Raw genomic sequence first — 19,342 nt, 5'->3', positions numbered from 1 at the left:
TGCTTAGCCATCCTCACCAGCTCTTCTATCTGCGGTTCTTCGCTGCTTAGCGCAAATTTATTTATAAGCGCCTTGGCATCAAATGGGATATGATTTACGGCAGCTATCAGACCTAGCGAGCCCAGGGCGGTTTGCATCGGATACCTTTGAGTGAAATTTGAAGGAATTCTATTAAGTCTATTTGAAACGGGGCTTAAATTTAGAGGGAATTTTAAAGAAATTTAAGGGATTGAGAAAATTTGTGAAACTAATAATAGTACGGTGGGAATGAATAGCTAGGAAAGCGCTAAAAATTTAAGAAGCCGCTTTAAAACAAAGCCTGGAAATATTTTATAAAGCTTAAGCATACTTTTATAAATACGGCTATATAATCCGCACCAAGGGATAACAAGAAAAGGACTGATATGAAATTCTACAGGTCTATTAAATTTAAAGCCTTGGCAGGCACGCTGCTTCTTATAATAATACTCTGCGCCATATTTATCCGTATAGTTCCCGACTACTCCACCTCGCGAGGCTTCGCTTTAGTTACTATCTTTGGCTACAACAAATACAAGCAAGGATACTGCCTCAAAGAGGATAGAATTTTACCTAAAGAGGAGCGATTTAAGCGCGGAATTTTAGATACCTTAGACAGATCCGTATTGTTTTATGCTGCTATTACAGACAGATGCTATTATGTATATGACAATGAAGCTTGCAACTACGGCAATGGAGAATTTGCCGTTAAAGTAGGCTTTTATGAGACGGATAAATTTAATAACGATGATTGGTTAGAGGTTCTGTCTAAAGAATACGATATAGAAAAACGCAAAAATCAAGCCGCTTGGCCGTATAGAAGTATTTTTGTCGAGAAATTTCAAATGAAGCCGGTAAATATCGCAGAAAAGTTAAAAATAAATTTAGATGGCAGATCAGCCGGTTTTGAGGAGCCTATAGTAGAATACGGCGGTTTGCGCGAGTATATTTTATACTTCGATAAAAGCTTTATATTGTATGATAATTTTGAATTTAGATATGCCACGATTACGATATACGAAGGAGATACCATAAAAGATTTGTCAGAAGGAAAACAATATTATGACAACACCATAGAAAATGAATCACGCGAAAAGAATTATTATTTAAAAATCGATACATGCGGCAATAGCGATTTTAAAATTTATAAAAACAATGTCGAAGAAATAGCGGATCGTTTGGTAAGAGAAAGTATGTTTAAAGGCGGCTGAAAAGCCACGCTAAAACAAAATTTTAAAAAGCCCTAGCCGCACAAATTTTACTTTTAAAATTTTAAAATTTGCGCCTAAAATTACGCGCCGTTTTAATCCAAAAGTTTCTGCTTAAACAGCGGGATTTTGTAGCAAAAGGTGCTGCCCTCGCCGAGTTTCGAGCTGACGCTTTTTGCGATGCCGTAGCGCTTGCAAATTTTATCGATTATGTTTAGCCCGAGGCCGAATCCGCCAAGAGCCGCGTTTTCGCGCGAGTATCTCTCCCAGATCGCGCTCGTATCCTTTATGCCGATGCCGAAGTCCTGCACGCTAAAGACCGCTATGCTCACCCCCCTTTCCAGCCCGATGATGATCTTGCCACCGGGGCGCGAGTATTTTATGGCGTTGCTTAGCGTGTTGTCGATGAGGCGCATTAGCGAGGTTTCGTCCATAAAAACGCTAACGTCGGGCGCTATTCGCGATTGCAGACTTATGTTTTTGCTTTTTGCGACCAGATAGATGAAATTTATCCTGGCGCTCAAAAACTCGCTCATATCTATGCGGCGGCTTTTGAAGCTCATCTTGCCGCTTTTGATGAAATACTCCACGTCCTCGTAAGTAATTACCATCTGCTTAAGCGCGGATTTTATTCGCGCCGTGTGTTTGTCGCGCAACCCAAGCATCTCGGTGTTGATGAGCGCGACGCCCAGAGGGGTCTTTAGTTCGTGCATCGCGTCGTTGAAAAACGCCTTGATGAGGTTGCTTTGCTGCGCGTAGAAATTTTTTATGATTTTGTAGTTAAACAGCGCGATGATGAGCGCTACGAAGATCGTGATAAAGATCGTAGAGATCGCGATAAATTCTATCTTTGCGTAGCTTATCTTTTTTGAGATGACGAAAAAATGCAGCTTGCCCTCATGCAGAAAGTAGCGCTTAAAAAACACCCGCCCGCCGAATTTCAGCGTAATAAATGCAAAATCCGGCGGCTGGACGCTTAGGTTTGATCTTAAAATTTCGCCGTTTGCATTTAGGATCGCGTAGTCGTAGATGAGCTCGTCTTTTAGATTCAGATCCGCGCCGGCTAGGGCTTCGCCGCTTTTTTGTATCAGCTCGGCGACGTCGGCGCTCTCCTCGATTTTGGAATTTAAATAGATTATATAAAGACTCTCGCTTATAAAGGCGCCGATGATGAAAATCGCGCTAAAAAGCGTAAATTTAAACCCTTTAAGCATTGATCTTATATCCGAGTCCGCGGCTGGAGAGGATGAAGTCGTTGCTCGTTTTGGAGCGGAGGTTGCTGATATGTACGCGCACATCGACGCTGCCCGCTTCGCCGTCCCATACGTCGGCGATGAGTTCATCTACGCTAACGAACCTTTTGATATTGGCGAGCAGAAATTCTATAATCTTGATCTCTTTGGCGCTTAGCGATATCTCTTCGTCCGCGCGTTTTAAAATTTTTAAATTTGCGAAGTAGTGAAATTTATCCGCGATCTTGACGGCACCCTTTTCGTCGCCAAAATACTTTCGCATCAGCTCGCTTACCCTAAATTTAAGCTCGGCTAGGTGGAAGGGTTTTTTTAGATATTCGTTGCAGCCTAGCTCGTAGCACTGGCTCAAATCGTCGATGTCGCCGAGCGAGGTCATCATCATTACGGGAGTGCTAAGACCGAGGTTTCGCGCATATCTAAGCACCTCTTCGCCCGAAACCTCCGGCACCTTGATGTCTAAGATCAGCAAGTGGTATGCATTCGCGGCGATCTTATCGCAGGCTGCGTCGCCGCTTTCGCATTCGTCCACCTCGTAGCCGAGCTCCTGCAGATACTCGCTTACGCTGCTTCTGTATTCAAAATCGTCTTCTAAAAGTAAAATTTTCAAACCCGTTCCCTAAATCGGGAGCGAGACTACGCTCCCGTGCAAATTTGCCCCGCATATACGATGTAGTAGCGAAGCAGAATGACGCCGCAAAGCACGACGAAAGAATTTAAAACTATAAACGCAGGCTTGTAGGCGTGGTTTTTCAGCGCCGTAAAGGCGATGATGATCGGAGCGATGAGCCCCGTGCCTAAAACGCCGATCCAGAAAATTTTACCGTAAACCTCGTGCGTCAAAGCTTGCTGTGCCGCAAGCGCGCTCGTGCCGCCCTCGAAATACATCCCGACAAACAGAATAAATAAAAGCGGGATCTCAAAGAGTATCGCGCGCAGATCAAGCACTAAAAGGTATTTTATGCTATCTTTGTTTAACGAGCCTTTAAAAAACAGAAGCCCCACTAAAATGCTCGCCGCGATGCCGCTGGAAAAGCCCGATAGCAAAAATAAAATCGGCAGCACCGGAGTATTCCAAAGCGGAATTTTCATCACCGCGCTTAGTAAAAAGCCCGTATATGCGCCCACGCAAAGAGCAAGCACGAATAAAACTCGCTCAAAAATTTTAGAAGCTTTGGCAAATGAGCTTAGCAAATTTACGATAGGTCGCAGAAAGGCTAGCAGTTTAAATTTACAAATTTCCTCGCCGAAGACGCATAGCGCAAATACAAAGCTAAGCGGCACGTAGATTAAAAGCGCCGCCACGCCGAGGCTCATCACCGAGCCGAAGTTAAATTTGATCAGCAAAAGATAGAAGGTAAGAGGCTTGCCCAGATCAAAGATCAAAAGCAAAAGCCCCGCGCAGATCGTAAGCGGCGCCGTGATCGCGCCCGCTCTAATCATCGCGTCCCAGATGGAATTTTGCTCGCTTTCGTGGCGGTTCCATTTGACTAAAAGCGCCACCATCGTCGCTCCCGCGCTAAGACCCGCCAAAAATAGATAAATCGCAATCGGCCAAGGCCAGTAAATTTCAGAGTATTGGCTCATATCGCCCCACATATTATTCATAGCGTCCTCCTTTTTTGTTTTTGATATTTGCTAGGCGCGGTTTGGTGTTTAGATACGCTTTCGGATATTCTACGCTCGTTTTGGCTAGCAGCTTGTTTACCCCAGAGCCCGCGTCGTTTACGTCTCCGAAAACTAAAGCGTCGGTCGGACACACGCTTACGCAAGCAGGCTGCAAGCCTTTGCTGGTGCGGTTCGTGTAGCAAAAGGTGCATTTACCGATAGCGTGAGTGATAGGATCGACAAATCTAGCGTCGTAAGGACAGGCCAGGATGCAGTATTTGCAGCTGACGCAAAGCCTCTCGTCTATGAGCGTTACGCCGTCTTTGGTTTTAAAGCTCGCTCCCGTAGGGCAGACGTCCACGCAGGGGCTATCCTCGCACATAACGCAGCTGGCGCGCGAATAATCTAGCTTTAAATTTGGAAAAACGCCGCTTGTTTTGCCGTGCACTTGCAGCCTATAAACGCCGCTCGGCACGCCGTTTTCGTTCCTGCACGCAACCGAACAGGCTTGGCAACCTATACATAAATTTTCGTCGTGAATCATTATGAGTTTTTTCATAACCGCCCCTTTCAAATTTTAACTATATCGACGCCGACGTTGGTTACCATCGTGCTTACCACAGGACCCGCAGCGGGATCGAGAAGGACGCTTTGGTTCGTGCCTATGCCGTTCGTGCGCTTTAGCCCGGGGCTTACGTGCCCAAAGCCGTGGTATAAAAATAGGCAATCGTCTCTGATGCCTTGCGTGACGAAAATTTTAGCCTTTTGCTCGCCGAATTTGTTTTTGAGCTTCACGACATCGCCCGTCTTTAGCCCCTCCGCTTTTGCAGAAGCCGGGCTGATCCAAACCGGCGATTCGCTCATCATATCGTTTAAAATTTTGACATTTTGAGTGTGGCCGTTGGTGTGAAGCGCGGTCTTGCCGGTCATCAAGCAGTATTTGTGTCCGCCAAATACGTCCATACCCTCGGTATTTAAGCAGCCGTATCCCGCAAAAAGCTCCTCCACTTTCGGCGCGAAAAGCTCGATCTTGCCGCTCGGGGTTTTAAATTTCATCTGAGAGCTCATCTCGCCGTTTTCGTCCACGAACTCCGCCGCGGCAGGATATTTATCGATAAATTTAGCCACGAGCTTCGGCTCTCGGTAGTATAGCTTCGGTACTTTGTAGCTTACGTAGCCGTTTTTGATTAAATTTGCGATCAGCTCGGCGTTGCCTTTGGCTTGCTGCATGCGGTATTCGTCGATGTTGTTCCAGGTGTAGTCCTTATCGATCTTCATCACCCTTGCAAGCTCTCTAAAAATTTCATAGCCGCACTTTGTATCACCCACCGGCTCGACGGCTTTATTTCGCATCACAAATCCCGGCGCTGTGCCGCCTTTGTTTTGAATCGACTCGTCGCGCTCCAAATACGTGGATTCGGGCAAGATCACGTCGGCTAGACACGCAAAGTCGCTCATATATACGTCGATTGCGAGCACGAAGTCCAGCTTTTTGATCGCTTCTACGCTCTTATCCACGCCCGCAACGTTGATGAGGTGGTTAAAGCGCGTGCTGACCCAGCCCTTTATCGGATACGGTTTTTCGCTTAAAATCGTAGGCGCGATCTGCATCAAAACGCCGTGTTTGCGCGGCACGAAGAAATTTTCGCTACCTTCCTCGCCGCAGCCGTCGATGCGCGCGGTCTTTGGAATTTTAAAATTTTTATCCGGGTTTGAGATAGTAGGGAATAGATCCTCTTTGCAAAGCGCGTTGAAGGTTTTGGAGTCTTTAGAGAAGTAAATTCCGCCCTTTTTCTCGACATTTCCCATCAGCGCGTTTGCGATCGCGATGGCGCGCGTGCGGACGTATTCGGCTTTAGCGGTCGTGGTTTTATGACCCCAGTCGATTACGACTGCGGGAGCCGCAGCGTAAATTTCATTTGCGATGCGCTCTACCTTGTCCGCTTTGATGCCCGTGATAGCCTCCTGCCAAAGCGGCGTCGTATCCTTCACGGACTGTCTTAGCTCCTCTAGTCCTACGGCGTATTGTTCGATAAATTTTTTGTCGTATTTGTTATCGCGCAGCCAGACGTGAATTAGCGCCATTAAAAACGCCGCGTCGGTTCCCGGCTTTATCGGTAGCCACTCGTCTGCTTTGGAAGCTACGACGCTAAAGCGCGGATCGAGCACCAAAAGCTTTACGTCCTCTCTACTTGCGGCTTTTGCGAGCTTTTTGGTTTTTGAGATGTCGATGCCTTCAAAAAGATTATGGCCGAAATTTACGATATATTTTGCGTCGCCGTAGTCTCTTTGCATATTAGCGCCGAAGGTGTGCGGCACGGCGATATTGTAGGTGATCGGACAACAGGACCAGTGCGAGTAGATGTTCGGGCTGCCGTAGGCACAGGCGAAATTCATCATCTGAGTGTGGTGCTCGCCCGTTTTGGAGGTAAAAACTACGCTTTGCGGACCGTATTTTTGCGAAATCTCGCCTAGCCTCTGCGCGCAAATTTTAAGCGCCTCGTCCCAGCTTGCTTCTTTAAATTTGCCCTCGCCGCGCTCGCCTACGCGAATGAGCGGCTTAATGAGTCTTTGATCGTCGTAGAGCTGATTGATGCCCGCTCCGCCGCGAGCGCAGACGGAGGTTTTGTTTGCAAACCTGTGGTTGCCCTCGATTAAAGCGCCGCGGCCGTCTTTGACGGTCACCTCGATAGGACAGCGCGAGGAGCACATCTCGCAGACGCTGGCGACTTTCTTTTCCGTCCCGCCGGTAACCGCGCTAGCGTTTAAATTTAGATTTAGCGTCGCTAGCGTGCCGATTGCGGCGGTGCTTTTTAAGAAATTTCGTCTATTCATAAAAACTCCTTACCTTTAAATTTCGGTAGGAATTCTAAGGCTTCATCGTAAAAATAAGGTTAATTTTGATAATGCAGCTTTTGGCTTAGACTTTATCTCGAAAGATAAAATGCATCCTGCGCCGTATTTTAAAGCCGTAAAATAGCGCCAGCAGTAGCAAAATGCTAATTGCGCCGCAGATCGCAAGGGCTACGCGAGCGCCCAGTAGCTCGGTAAAAAAGCCCGATATGAGCGCTCCAAATGGCGTACTACCTATTAAAAATAGCGCGTATAAGCTAAGCACGCGCCCGCGGAATTCATTGCTTACGTGCATCTGCACGGTGGAGTTGATGCTGGAGTTTGTGATTACGAAAAGAAATCCAGTTGCGGCAAGCCCTGCCGCAGCCCATGCGAAGGAATTCGCAGCCCCAGTAAGAGCTAAGCTTGCCCCCATAGCGATCGCGCACGATCTGATTTTGCGGATGCCAAGTTTATCAAAAATTGCTACGAAAAGCGCGCCACAAAAGGCTCCCACGCCTAGAGCCGACATCAAATATCCGAAGCTTCGCTCATCCGCGTCTAGGCTAAGCTTAACAAGTGCCGAGATTGTTACGTTGTAATTTGGCACCAGCGTCGCTACGATAAGCACTATTATCATTAGCTCGCTTAGAATTTTTTTGTGCGATACATACGAAATTCCAGCACCGATCGAGGCAAAAACGCCTCCGCTTCTGCTAGATAGCGTAGTAACGGATGGCGGAATTTTTATGAAAAACAGCGAAACGATGATGCCTAAAAAGCTAAGTGCATTGAATAAAAAGCAAAAACCCACGCCCCACAGCGCCATCACGATCCCTGCAAGTGCGGGTCCTGCGATACGAGCGACATTAAAGGACATAGAATTTAACGCTATGGCGTTGGCTAGATCGCGGGGCGAGTCGATGAGGTCTTTTACCATCGACTGACGGCTCGGGGCGTCCATGCTGGTAAAGATGCCACTTGCAAAAGCGCAAAATAAAATTTTGCCGAAAGAATATAGCTCGCAAAAGCTCATAACCGCGAAAATTGAGGCGGTCACCGCCATGCCTATTTGAGCGAGCAAAAGGATCTTTTTGCGATTAAACTTATCTAGCAGTACACCGGAAAACGGCGTGAAAAGTAGCGCGGGCAGGAACCTCGCCGCGGCTACAAGGCTGACCTTAAAAGCGTCTGCGGTGATGCTTAGCACTAGCCACGGCAGCGCGACGCTTTGCATCCAAGAACCGATCAGCGAGAGGTTCATCCCGATCCAATAAATTCTAAAATTTGAGTATTTAAGCGATAGGAAGGGATTTTTCAACGCGCTGCCTTTTGAAATTTTGATTTGAGATTATACATTAAATTTTAAAAATTCACTTAAAGATTTAACATTTATAAAAATTTAACGAAAATTTAATATTTCTGAAAAGAAAAATTTTATATACTCTGCAATAAATTTTTAAGCAAAGGATTAAAAATGCAAAGACCAACTCCGATTAATCAGGAAATCAAACTAGATGAGAAGCGCTATATCGTTTCCAAAACCGATCCGAAGGGCATTATCACGTTTGCAAATCCGTATTTTTGTATGATTTGCGGCTATAGTGAGCTTGAGCTTTTGGGGCAGCCGCATAACATCATACGACATCCGGACATGCCGCGAATAGCGTTTAAGCTTATGTGGGATACGATACAACAAGGCAAGGATTTTACCGCTGTGGTTAAAAATTTAGCCAAAGATGGGCGCTTTTATTGGGTCATTACGGAATTTACTTCTAAAAAAGATCCCGTGACAGGGCAGATCACCGAATACACGGCATTTCGTAAGGCTCCGCCAAGATCTGCGATCGAAACTATAGAGCCAATTTATAGGGCATTGCTGGATGCTGAAAGAAACGGCGGTATGCAGGCTAGCCAAAAGGCGCTCGTGGACTTTTTAAAAAGCAAAGGCGAAACCTATGAGAGCTGGATAGCAAAGGTCTCAGGTAAATCAAATCCGCTCACCGCAATGTTTTTTAAGGCGATGAAAAAGCTTTTTAGCTAGTTCCCTTAAAATTTAATACAAATCCCGCGCAATGCGATTGTTTGGCTTTGCGCGAGAAAAGGCAGATAAAGTACAAAACCGCCCGTTCATGAAATTTTGAAATTCTACGAAATTTTAAATTTAGCGCTTGAGTTTTGAAATTTCACGTCTTCATCAAGTGCGTTGCAGATCAAAGCCCCTCAAGCGTTATGTCGTAGAGCCTCTCTACCGTTTCGTCGTTTAAATTTAGCGTCTTTTTGCTTCGTAAAAATTCTAAAATTTCATCCTGCGCAAAGCCTACTCTTTGCGCGCAATGCTCGTGCGCAGGCAAAAAGCCGCGGCACAGCGCGATATTTTCTAAAATTTCTTCGTCGCATAAAAAACAATACGGCTCGTCGTGCAACCGCCCCTCAAATTTTAAAATTTCGGCGTAGCTTTCTACGATTATGCGGCGCGGATTTTGTTTGCCAAAGCGCATAGCAACGTGGTTTAGCAACTCGTAATAGAATTTATCCAGATGCTCGGCATCTTTTAGATGCGCGTGCAAAAGCCGCATGAACTGCTGCCAAAATAGCAGCTTCTCGCGGCTTGCGAGCCACGCGTATCCCAGATGCATCACGCCGCTAAGGCGCGGCAGGAAATTTTGATTTTGCGAGAGCTCGAAGTCGATTTTATAGCCCTGGATGATGTTTGAATGGCGCGCGCCGTAAAAGCGATACGCACGCACGAGCGCGCTTTCGCTAAGTATGTCCACGATGCAGTCCTCATCCCTAACCTTGGTCGTTTTTAATATAAATCCTTGCATTTTCCTATTTTAGCGAAATTCACATATAAATTTAAATAAAGAATTTTAGGTTATAATCAGAAGTTTCATTTCATAGAATTTAAAGGAAATCATATGAATTTTGGAGATCTATTTTCAAAAATACGTAGAGCCCGCCCCGCACCGAGCGAAGCGCCTACGCACTGGATCAAGTGCCCGGACTGCGGCGCGCTGATGTATCACAAAGAGGTCGAGCAAAACTACGGCGTTTGCCCGAAGTGTAACCACCATCTGCGTTTTGACGCGCAGGCCCGCATCGATCTGATCTGCGACGAGGGCTCTTTCGTCGAGTGCGATCAAAATTTACAGCCCGTCGATCCACTAAAATTCGTCGATAAAAAATCCTACAAAAAGCGCATCTCCGAGAGCAAAGAAAAAACGGGCAGGCTAAGCGCGGTGATTGCGGGCGAGGGCGCTATAAGCCGCCAAAGAGTGCAGCTTGCGGTGTTTGATTTTAACTTCATGGGCGGAAGCCTGGGCTCCGTGGAGGGCGAGAAGATCGTGCGCGCCGTAAAGCGCAGCCTCGATAAAAACGAACCGCTAATCATCGTAAGCGCAAGCGGCGGCGCAAGGATGCAGGAAAGCACCTTTTCGCTGATGCAGATGAGCAAAACCTCCGCCGCGCTTAAAATTTTATCCGAGCATAAAATTCCTTTCATATCCGTTCTTACCGATCCTACGATGGGCGGCGTGAGCGCGTCGTTTGCATGGCTGGGAGACATCATCATCGCAGAGCCCGGCGCTCTCATCGGCTTTGCCGGACAGCGCGTCATCAAGCAAACTATCGGCGCGGATCTGCCGGAGGGCTTTCAAAGATCGGAATTTCTGCTTGAGCACGGACTAATTGATGCGATCGTGCCTAGAGCCGAGATGAGGCAGTATCTAAGCGATATAATCAACGTGCTTAGCAAAAACGCCGTGCAGATCGATGACACGAGCGATAAGTCGCTGCACGAAGAGGGAAGCGAAGAGTAGTGCAGATAACGGTAAATTCCATCCAAAAGGGCGTGGACGAGTTCGCAGGCGCGATAAGCGATTATAAAAAAATGGCGGCTAAATTTGCCGCGGTGCGAGATGATATATTTTTTAACGCTAATATCGCTCGCGCACAAAGCACATCTGCTGAGCTAGCGCTTAAGGCGTATGATGAAGCTTATCTACCGCGCCTTAGCGGATACGTCGTAGCTTTGGATGAGCGCGGGCAGGAGCTAGATAGCATGGAATTTGCGAGTATGCTAAAGGATAAAAGTAGCGTGTCATTTTTCATCGGTGGCGCTTATGGGCTTAGTGAAAATTTTAAGGCAAAAGCCGATAAAATAATCAGTCTTAGCAGGCTTACGTTAGCGCATAAAATCGCTAAACTTTTGCTCTTTGAGCAAATTTTTCGCGCGCTGTGCATTAACGCAAACCATCCATATCACAAATAAAGGGAAAGAATGAAGAAAAACGAGTTGAAATTTTACAAGAAAATTTTAGAAGAAAAAAGAGAGCAACTCATCGCCAATATTAATAGCTCTGTAAATGAAATTTCGGAATTGCGCGAAAATAAAGCTGCGGATGATTTTGACGTAGCGAGCATGAATACGGATTTAAGCATCGAATACTCGCTCAATGTTAATCAACAAAAGGCGTTTTTAGAGATTGAAAGCGCGCTTAAACGTATCGAAAACGGCACTTATGGGCTTTGCGAGAGCTGCGGCGAGCAGATAAGCTTAGAGCGCCTTAAGGTAAATCCGGAGGCGAGATTGTGCATTTCGTGCAAGGAACAGGCGGAAAAGCAAAATAGGAGTTAGCTATGAAAACCAAGCAATTCTTTTTATATTCGATCGTCTATATCGCAATCGTCGCGATTTTAGTTTTTACGCAGCAAAGCAGTAGCTATACACTGGGGCTTTTCGGTTTTACGCTTACGCTTCCTGTGGCAGTGTGGATCGTACTGCCGCTAATTTTATATATGATTTTGGCGATTTTTCATATCGTTTTTCACAGCTTTGCGTTTTACCGCACAAAAAGGGCGATTGCAAAGGATCTAAGTGCATACGATGCGATGAGTAAAGAGGTTTTGCTGGGTCTTGATACCAATAAAGACTTTAAAACCGAGTATTTTAAAGACCCGAGCGAGCTTACTAAAATTTTATCTCCGTGGTACGATAGCACCGGCATAGATGTCAAAAATGAGGATCTAAAAGAGGTCATAGGCGTTATCGAGAAGGTTAAAAACGGCGAAGTGGCGGATCTGCGAAAATATAAACTTCCTAAAGATAACGGACTATTTTTGCAAAACGAGCTCAACCGCCTCGATGCTGAGCCTGCGTATGCGTATGAAATTTTAAAAACCAAGGGCGTTTATAGCGAAAATATCACTAAAAAAGCCTATGCCGTAGCGCTTGCCAAAGGAAGCTACGATAAGATCAAAGCCTATAAAATTCCTCAAGATATAGCCGAGGTAAATATTTTAGTGGATCGCGCGGTGAATGACGCGAGCTTTGAGATCAGTAGCGAGGAGCTTTTTGATCTCGTAAATAATGAAAAATTTAACGAGCAGGATTTTATCGGCTTTGCCAAAAAGCTAAAAAATCATCTCGCTCCAGAGCAATACAAAGCCTTTTTCGAGCGGCTCAAAAACGAGAATCAAGAAGTGACCGAGGCATATCTGTACGCGCTATATGAGCTTGGCATGATCGACGAGTTTAGAGAGCAGCTAAGCCTCGCCGACGGCGACGAGTTTGAGAAGTTTAAAATTCTGCTATTTTTGCGCGACAACGGCAAAAACGTCCCTGCGTCGCTGTTATTTTAGCTCGGTAATTTTACGAGTTCGTTTTATGCGGGTAAGAGAGGCTGCCTTAAGCTCTTTGCGTCTATTAAACACAGCCTGCGCGATAAATTTTAAAGTGCGGGTAAAATTCTAACTCGCGCAAATTTTAAATTTCAAAATTTATCGAAAAATCAATGCGCGTAAGCGGTAAAATTTAAAAGATTTGTTTGCGTAGTGCGCGTGTAAACGGGTTTTGCATTTATGCTATGAAATTTAGAATTTAAACATAAAGCGCAAGACTTGCTAGCTGAATAAAAGTGTTGAAATTTTAAAATCCACGCGGCGTTTTGCAAGCTGCTTGCTGGGTTTGCCGTGCAAATAAAATTTGGTGGCGATCATCCTTGCTGCCGTTTTGCCACCATGCAAATTAGCCAAGCTTAAAAATAAAATTTGCGCCTAAATGCGAATACGTAGCCTATGAAATTTAAAATTTTAAAGCTCGTTGTAGAAGTCGCCGCAAGCGCTGCGGTATTAAATTTAAAGGTTTAAATTCAAACGAAATCAAAATGAGAAATTTAAAATGACGGAAGATTTTTTTAAAAGGGATCCTCTATTTTTGGCGCCTTTGGCGGGCTTTTCGGATCCGCCGCTGCGGGGCGTAGTGAAAAAATTCGGCTGCGACGCGACCGTAAGCGAGATGATAAGCGCAAACGCCCTTGTTTTCGAGGGCGAAAAAACGCTAAAGATGCTCGAAAAAAACGCCGCGGAAACCCCGTTTTTCGTGCAGATCGCAGGCAGCGATGCGGAAATTATCAAAAAGGCGGTTCTGCTCATCAATAAATTTGACGGCATCGACGGCATCGATTTAAACTGCGGCTGCCCCGTCCCCAAGGTCGTAAAGCAGGGCGCTGGCTCGGCGCTGCTGCTTGATCTGCCCCGTCTATCGCGCCTAGTTGAGACGATCAAAAAGTATTCAAACAAAAAATTTACGAGCGCGAAGGTGCGGCTGGGCTTCGGCGCCGTGGATATCGAAAATATCGCGCGCGCCGTACAAAGCGCAGGAGCCGATTTTATCGCGATTCATGGTCGCACCAGAGCGGGCGGATACAGCGCGGCGGCGGATTACGGCGCGATCGCAAGAGCCAAACGCGCGCTGCAAATCCCCGTGATCGCAAACGGCGACATAAACTCCTCCAATGCGCCTGCAGTGCGAGACCTTAGCGGCGCAGACGCGCTGATGATCGGTCGCGCGGTAATCGGCAGACCCTGGATCTTTCGCGAGATCAAAACGGGCGAACGCGCAAGCGACGCGCTAAAAAGGGAGGTCGTGCTCTATCATTTCTCCCAGATGTTAAGCCACTACGGCGTGCGCGGCGTGGCGATATTTCGCAAGCATCTGCACGAATACTCCAAGGGGCGCGAAAACGCCGCAAGCTTTCGCGAGCAGATCAACCACGTCGCTGCTGAGAGCGAAATGACTCGGCTAATCGAGGAATTTTTCGCCTAAATTTAGAATTTTAGGAACTCTGATGATTATTTTAAAAATTATAGCCTGCGCATTTTCGATGAGTTTTTGCTTGATGTGCATTTCAAGTTTAATGGGTTTTTTTATAGGGCAGATTTTTGACACATCTAGCGTCCGGTTTGACGATCCCTTAGAATGGCTACAGCAGAAGTGCGTATATTTCCTATTTTTGTGGATATTTTTCTGCGGGATTTGCGCGATACTTGCCGCAAAGTTAAAGGATTTTGGTAAGCTCACTGATTTTTTCGTAAATTTATTTTTGCCTACAGCAGCGGTTTGGATGCTATCGCCATTTTTAGGGATGATGATTGTGGCGCTGATTGTTTCAGATTTGCATCTTGCCAGGTTTTATTCCTCATTGCTTAGCGCATTAATATTTATCGTTCTTTTTATGATCGTCGTAAAGGAGGTCTTAAAGCAGATTTATCCGTCCAAGTCCTAGCGCGCGGAATTTTAAAATTTAGTGCAGAATTTCGCCTTGAAATTCTTGGTCGCCGCTTACAATCACAGCTCGCGCGTTAAAAGGCGAGGGCGTTAAAATTTAAGGAGAAATTATGGAAAATATCCACATCATCGGCGACGTGCACGGCTGCTACAGATCGCTTTTGGCGTTAATAGAGCAGCTGCCGCATAAATTTGATAGCAAAATTTGCTTTGTGGGCGATCTGATCGACCGAGGCCCTGCGAGCTCGGATGTGGTGGAGCTAGTGCGCACTCGCGGATATGACGCGGTGATGGGCAATCACGAAAAGCGCTTTGTAAGCAACGCAAAAACTGCACTAAGGTGCGCAAAGACGGGCAAATTTACGAGCTCAAATGACCTCTACGCATTTTTTAGCCTGGACGAAAGCTGGCTGTTTAATAACGGCGGTGAAGCGACGCTAGCGTCGTATTATCGTCACGGAGGCGTGAAACAATGCAAGGAGCATCTGCGGTTTGTCTCGCGGCTGCCGATTTACTTGGAGTATGATTTGCGTGATGAAAGCGGTCGCGCCCTCGTCGTATCGCACTCCGCAGTGGGTCGCGCGTGGGGGATTAGACACGATGCAGAGCGTGCGAAAAGCTTCGCCGCTCGTGTGCTAAGCGGGCGCGGAGATGATAGCGCGAATGATGGAATTTTTAACGTCTACGGGCACACGCCGGTAAAAAAGCCCGTCATTACGGAATTTAGCGCAAATATCGATCTGGGCTGTGTTTATAAAAAGCACTGGGGCGAGAAGGCGAGGCTTTGCGCGCTGGAGTTTCCCTCAAAGAAAATTTTTACGCAAGAATGCATAGATTTTTGAGTTCGCATCCATGCTCGCACGTATTAAAATTTAAATTTGTGCGGGCTGTTTGAAAGCGAAATTTTAGAATTTAAAGGCGCGTTCTTGAAGCTCCCGTCGCGCAGTCAGGTCGCGTGAAATTTTAAATAATATCCCTTAGCTTACGCGCTTCATACATCCACGCCTCAAGCTCGTCCCAGCGCTCGCCCTCAATCATCTGTACGCAAATTTCAAGCTCGTTTTTAAAAGCATCGATAGCGCCTAGGAGGTTTGTGCGGTTTTGCTTGAAAATATCGACCCACATCTGCGGCGAGCTTTTGGCGATACGGCTCATGCCCGAGAAGCTGCCGCCGGCTAAATTTATGATATTGCGGCGATTTTCCTCTTTTAGCACGCTGTTTACGAGCGAGTAGCTGATCGCGTGGGGCAGGTGCGAGATGAGCGCCACGTGGTGATCGTGGCTTTTTGCGTCCATAAATACGATCTTCATCCCCGCGAATGAAAAAATTTCGACCGCGCGCTTGATGTGCGTTTCGTCCGCGCCGTGATCGTCGCAGATGACGACTACCGCGCCGTTTAAAAGCTCTTTAAATGCCGCTTGCGGGCCGGAGTTTTCGGTACCAGCCATTGGGTGAGCTGCGATGAAATTTCGTCTGATCTGCGGCGGGCAGTTTTGTAAAATTTTAAATTTCGTGCTTCCCAGATCAATGATCGTCGTTTCACTTCTGCAGTCGCTTAGTTTTTTCAACGTCTCAATAATTGCCTCCACGGGGATTGCAAGAAAGATCGCGTCGCAGCTTTGCTTCATCTGCTCTAGGCTTAAAATTTCATGCACGAGCCCGAGTCGCAGAGCTTCTTTTTCATTTTCACGGCTGATGTCGCAGCCATAGACGGCGCTAATTATTTTGGTGCTTTTTAGACATAGCCCGAGCGAGCCTCCGATGAGACCCAGACCGATAATTCCTATCTTCATAAAATTCCTTTTTGATATATGCAAGTTTTAATTTTAATGTGGTATTATACGCAAATTATTTTCGTTTTTAGGTAAAATTTTATGAAAAAAAGCGTTTTTTTACTCTTAGTAGGCGGGATTTCCGTGGCGTGCGCCGCACAGATCAAATCCATTAAATTTGAAGGGCTAAGGCATCTTTCTCCACAGGTCGCGCAGCAAATTTCAGGACTTAAGGTAGGCGATGAGCTTAACGGCGAAAACACCAATGCTGCGATCTCGAAGCTATTTGAGCAGGGCTATTTCAGCGACGTTTATATCAGCGAACAAGGTGGTGCGGTCACTATCAACGTAACCGAAAAACCGACTATCGCTAAGGTCGAGATCAAAAACGTAGTTACCAATGATCGCGACAAGATCAATGAGCTCATCGGTTTGCGTCCGGGTCAGGTTTACGATGAGGTGGCTGCTAAAAAAGCGGAGACCCGCATCAAGCAATACTACGAAGTCAAGGGCTTTTTCGACACCGTGGTGGAATTTTATCCAAAGCCGATCAACGACGATAAATCGGTAATCTTGCTAACGATCGAGGTAAATCGCGGCGAAAATATCATCATCGATAAGGTAAATTTAGTAGGCGCAGACAAGCTCGACTATGACGATATAGAGCCATCTGTCGCCAATAAAGAACGCGAGATGCTAGGCTGGATGTGGGGCTTTAACGATGGCAAGGTAAAAACCGCCGAGCTTCCTAACGATGCAAATAGAATTCAAGAAGAATATTATAAAAAAGGCTACTTAGACGCACAGGTTTCTGCGCCGCTACTTAATGCCGATATGGATAATTACACTGCTGATTTAACTTATTATATAAAAGAGGGCGAGCAATACACCGTAAGCTCCGTAGATATCGAGTATCCTGCAGATATAATCAAGCTTGATAAAGAAAAGGTTTTGGACGATTTTAAGCTTCAAAAGGGCGATACAATGAATTCCGAGCGTTTGCGCCGCGATATGAATACGCTAGAGACTTTAGTTGCGGATCAGGGATACGCCTATGTGCGCATCGTGCCTAAGACTAAGCAGGACAAAGAAGCTCGCACGGTCGCTATCACGTATCAAGTCATCCCTGAGGATAAAGTCTATATTAGAAACGTAACGATCTCGGGTAACGATAAGACCGAGGATAAGGTTATTCGCCGCGAGATGTATCTGACCGAGGGAAATTTATATAGCAAAACCGACTACAACGATTCGTTAAATTCTTTAAAACGCACGGGGTATTTCGATGAGGTGGAGATTAAAGAAAACCGCGTTTCTAACGATCAGATCGATCTTGAAGTCGCAGTTAAAGAAGCTCCTACGGGCTCTATCACGGGTGGTATCGGATATGGCAGCGAGGATGGAATTTTACTTAGCGGTGGTATCAGCGATCGTAATGTATTCGGCACCGGCTTGCACGGCGCATTTTCGGTCGAAAAGAGCGACGATCAGCTAAGCGGACGCTTGAGCTTAACCAATCCTAGAGTATTTGATTCTGAGTATAGCTTAGGCGGATCGATCTTTGCCAACGATTACGACTGGGACGACTACGATGAGAAATCTTACGGATTTTCAATCACGGGCGGTCGCAAGATCGGGCGTAATACCGATGTAAGCCTTACATATTATCTCGAAAAAAGCGAGATTAAGGGCTTAAACGAATATTACGCCAAAGCGGGCTATTTAGATGGCAAGAATTTAAAAAGCTCGATTATCCCGTCTATTACATACAACAGCACAGATGATTATTACTTGCCAAGAAGCGGTATGATCGCAAGTGCTAGCTTGGAATACGCGGGTCTTGGCGGCGATATGGACTACACCAAGGCGCGAGGATCGTTTAACTACTATTTTGGCTTGCGAGATTATATCGATCACGACATTATCTTTAGATACAAAGCTGCAACGGGCTATATGTGGGAAGGTAATAAAAAGATTCCTATCAATGAAAAACTATTCCTGGGCGGAATGAAAAGCATTAGAGGCTACGAAGGTCGCAGTATCCCGAAAAAAGAGATCTGCTTAAATGCAAATAATTGCCGCTATATCGAGACGGGTGGTATGCAGAGCTTCAATAACTCTTTTGAGCTAAGCTTTCCGGTGGTTGATAGGCTTAAAATGCGCTTTGTAACGTTTTTTGACTACGGAATGATCGGCGATCATGACTGGAATGAGGAGGAGCGTTACAGCACGGGTGCCGGTATCGAGTGGATGACGCCGATGGGGCCTTTGCAGTTATACTTCGTCAAGCCGCTTAATAAAAAGCCGCACGACGACACAAATAGCTTCGAATTTAGTATCGGCGCTAGATTTAATTAAACGCGGCGACTTGCGAACGCTGTGGCGTGCGTAGAATTTTCTACCGCACGCCTTAAAATTTAATAACGCTCGCGATTCTAGCCTTTCGTGTCGCGCTAATTTGTAGCCGAATTATTGTAGGCGGTTTGAGCTAAATTTTAATTGGAATTCCGCTCGGCTTAGGATGAAATTTAAACGTATAGCTTGCTTTAAATTTTTTAGAATTTTATTTATCAAGATAGTTTAAAATTTCATTCGTATGGTAAAATTTTAAGCACAAGAGTTCTAAAAAATCAATACAAGCCATTTGCATACTTTAAAGAAATTCTAATATTGAAATTTTAAAGATTACGATATAGACGATAAACGCCGCTTTGTTGTGCGCGGAATTTCACTGCATAGGATCTAGCGCGCCACTGAATTTTAAAGCTCATAAATTTTTGAGATTCTAAAATCGCTAGAATTTAAAATTTTAAATCGCCTCGTAAATCGCTAAACATTTGCGTTAAATTTTGCCTCGCTTTACCGATAATTTAAGTTAAGCTTGTAAAATCGCGCTCTAAAATCATATCAAAGGCTCTTTTATGCGTAGAAATGGCAATGGAACGAAGCTTAAAATTTTAATATTTCTTATTATAATATGCGCTTTGGTTTATGGAATCTTTAGAATTTTTACCTCGCCTAAATTTGAAAAAAATCCTCCGCAAATTGCGCTGGAAAATGAAATTTATTGGAATTTAACCTCG

General features: G+C 45.6%; 18 protein-coding genes. 10 read left to right on the top strand and 8 right to left on the bottom strand.

Annotated elements, in window-relative coordinates:
• The first annotated feature begins 404 nt into the window (after positions 1 to 404).
• Positions 405 to 1,229 carry a hypothetical protein gene (locus tag Q0095_RS04255; protein WP_297881669.1) on the top strand — a complete coding sequence of 275 codons (825 nt, stop codon included), beginning with the start codon at positions 405 to 407 and terminating at the stop codon, positions 1,227 to 1,229.
• 92 nt (positions 1,230 to 1,321) lie between these two features.
• On the opposite strand, the gene Q0095_RS04250 is transcribed toward Q0095_RS04255, so the two are convergent.
• The 6 genes from Q0095_RS04250 to Q0095_RS04225 all read right to left on the bottom strand — a co-directional run bounded on the left by Q0095_RS04250 (position 1,322) and on the right by Q0095_RS04225 (position 8,237).
• On the bottom strand, positions 1,322 to 2,440 hold the full coding sequence (locus tag Q0095_RS04250; protein WP_297881667.1) for an ATP-binding protein: 1,119 nt from the start codon (positions 2,438 to 2,440) through the stop codon (positions 1,322 to 1,324).
• Positions 2,433 to 3,086 (bottom strand): response regulator transcription factor, encoded by a 654-nt coding sequence (locus Q0095_RS04245; protein ID WP_297881666.1) that lies wholly within the window; start codon positions 3,084 to 3,086, stop codon positions 2,433 to 2,435. The genes Q0095_RS04250 and Q0095_RS04245 overlap by 8 nt, the downstream gene beginning before the upstream one ends.
• Before the next feature lie 26 nt (positions 3,087 to 3,112).
• The gene (nrfD, locus tag Q0095_RS04240; protein WP_297881664.1) at positions 3,113 to 4,084 is read right to left on the bottom strand and encodes an NrfD/PsrC family molybdoenzyme membrane anchor subunit; all 972 of its coding nucleotides are present in this window, start codon (positions 4,082 to 4,084) and stop codon (positions 3,113 to 3,115) included.
• The gene (locus Q0095_RS04235; RefSeq protein WP_177387548.1) at positions 4,077 to 4,643 is read right to left on the bottom strand and encodes a 4Fe-4S dicluster domain-containing protein; all 567 of its coding nucleotides are present in this window, start codon (positions 4,641 to 4,643) and stop codon (positions 4,077 to 4,079) included. Before Q0095_RS04235 ends, nrfD begins: the two co-directional genes overlap by 8 nt.
• Before the next feature lie 11 nt (positions 4,644 to 4,654).
• Positions 4,655 to 6,919 carry a thiosulfate reductase PhsA gene (phsA, locus tag Q0095_RS04230; RefSeq protein ID WP_297881661.1) on the bottom strand — a complete coding sequence of 755 codons (2,265 nt, stop codon included), beginning with the start codon at positions 6,917 to 6,919 and terminating at the stop codon, positions 4,655 to 4,657.
• 85 nt (positions 6,920 to 7,004) lie between these two features.
• The gene (locus Q0095_RS04225) at positions 7,005 to 8,237 is read right to left on the bottom strand and encodes an MFS transporter (protein WP_297881659.1); all 1,233 of its coding nucleotides are present in this window, start codon (positions 8,235 to 8,237) and stop codon (positions 7,005 to 7,007) included.
• Positions 8,238 to 8,393: 156 nt separating this feature from the next.
• On the opposite strand from Q0095_RS04225, the gene Q0095_RS04220 reads away from it, so the two are divergent.
• Entirely contained in the window at positions 8,394 to 8,960 is a 567-nt protein-coding gene (locus Q0095_RS04220; protein WP_005870765.1) for a PAS domain-containing protein, read from the top strand.
• 169 nt (positions 8,961 to 9,129) lie between these two features.
• Here the strand turns inward: Q0095_RS04220 and recO are convergent, their stop codons facing one another.
• Positions 9,130 to 9,744, bottom strand: a complete 615-nt coding sequence (recO, locus tag Q0095_RS04215) for a recombination protein RecO (RefSeq protein ID WP_297881657.1) — start codon at positions 9,742 to 9,744, stop codon at positions 9,130 to 9,132.
• Positions 9,745 to 9,837: 93 nt separating this feature from the next.
• Between recO and accD the strand changes: the two genes are divergently transcribed.
• From accD to Q0095_RS04180, 7 genes are all read left to right on the top strand, one after another.
• On the top strand, positions 9,838 to 10,737 hold the full coding sequence (accD, locus tag Q0095_RS04210; RefSeq protein WP_297881655.1) for an acetyl-CoA carboxylase, carboxyltransferase subunit beta: 900 nt from the start codon (positions 9,838 to 9,840) through the stop codon (positions 10,735 to 10,737).
• On the top strand, positions 10,737 to 11,189 hold the full coding sequence (locus Q0095_RS04205; protein ID WP_297881653.1) for a 23S rRNA (pseudouridine(1915)-N(3))-methyltransferase RlmH: 453 nt from the start codon (positions 10,737 to 10,739) through the stop codon (positions 11,187 to 11,189). Before accD ends, Q0095_RS04205 begins: the two co-directional genes overlap by 1 nt.
• A gap of 9 nt (positions 11,190 to 11,198) precedes the next feature.
• Positions 11,199 to 11,555: an RNA polymerase-binding protein DksA gene (gene dksA, locus Q0095_RS04200; RefSeq protein ID WP_005872423.1), complete on the top strand. Its 357-nt coding sequence runs from the start codon at positions 11,199 to 11,201 to the stop codon at positions 11,553 to 11,555.
• A gap of 2 nt (positions 11,556 to 11,557) precedes the next feature.
• Positions 11,558 to 12,559, top strand: coding sequence for a LapA family protein (locus Q0095_RS04195; protein ID WP_297881651.1), 1,002 nt, complete (start codon positions 11,558 to 11,560; stop codon positions 12,557 to 12,559).
• A gap of 538 nt (positions 12,560 to 13,097) precedes the next feature.
• Positions 13,098 to 14,024, top strand: a complete 927-nt coding sequence (locus Q0095_RS04190) for a tRNA-dihydrouridine synthase (protein ID WP_297881649.1) — start codon at positions 13,098 to 13,100, stop codon at positions 14,022 to 14,024.
• Between the two features lie 22 nt (positions 14,025 to 14,046).
• Positions 14,047 to 14,484, top strand: a complete 438-nt coding sequence (locus tag Q0095_RS04185; RefSeq protein ID WP_297881647.1) for a hypothetical protein — start codon at positions 14,047 to 14,049, stop codon at positions 14,482 to 14,484.
• Positions 14,485 to 14,596: 112 nt separating this feature from the next.
• Positions 14,597 to 15,328 carry a metallophosphoesterase gene (locus Q0095_RS04180; RefSeq protein ID WP_297881645.1) on the top strand — a complete coding sequence of 244 codons (732 nt, stop codon included), beginning with the start codon at positions 14,597 to 14,599 and terminating at the stop codon, positions 15,326 to 15,328.
• Between the two features lie 121 nt (positions 15,329 to 15,449).
• Here the strand turns inward: Q0095_RS04180 and Q0095_RS04175 are convergent, their stop codons facing one another.
• Positions 15,450 to 16,280: a prephenate dehydrogenase gene (locus Q0095_RS04175; RefSeq protein WP_297881643.1), complete on the bottom strand. Its 831-nt coding sequence runs from the start codon at positions 16,278 to 16,280 to the stop codon at positions 15,450 to 15,452.
• 81 nt (positions 16,281 to 16,361) lie between these two features.
• On the opposite strand from Q0095_RS04175, the gene bamA reads away from it, so the two are divergent.
• Positions 16,362 to 18,617 carry an outer membrane protein assembly factor BamA gene (bamA, locus tag Q0095_RS04170; RefSeq protein ID WP_297881641.1) on the top strand — a complete coding sequence of 752 codons (2,256 nt, stop codon included), beginning with the start codon at positions 16,362 to 16,364 and terminating at the stop codon, positions 18,615 to 18,617.
• The last annotated feature ends 725 nt before the right edge of the window (positions 18,618 to 19,342 follow it).

This window comes from uncultured Campylobacter sp., from assembly GCF_938045535.1.
GTDB lineage: Bacteria > Campylobacterota > Campylobacteria > Campylobacterales > Campylobacteraceae > Campylobacter_B.
This window is presented reverse-complemented; position numbering and strand designations above follow the sequence as displayed.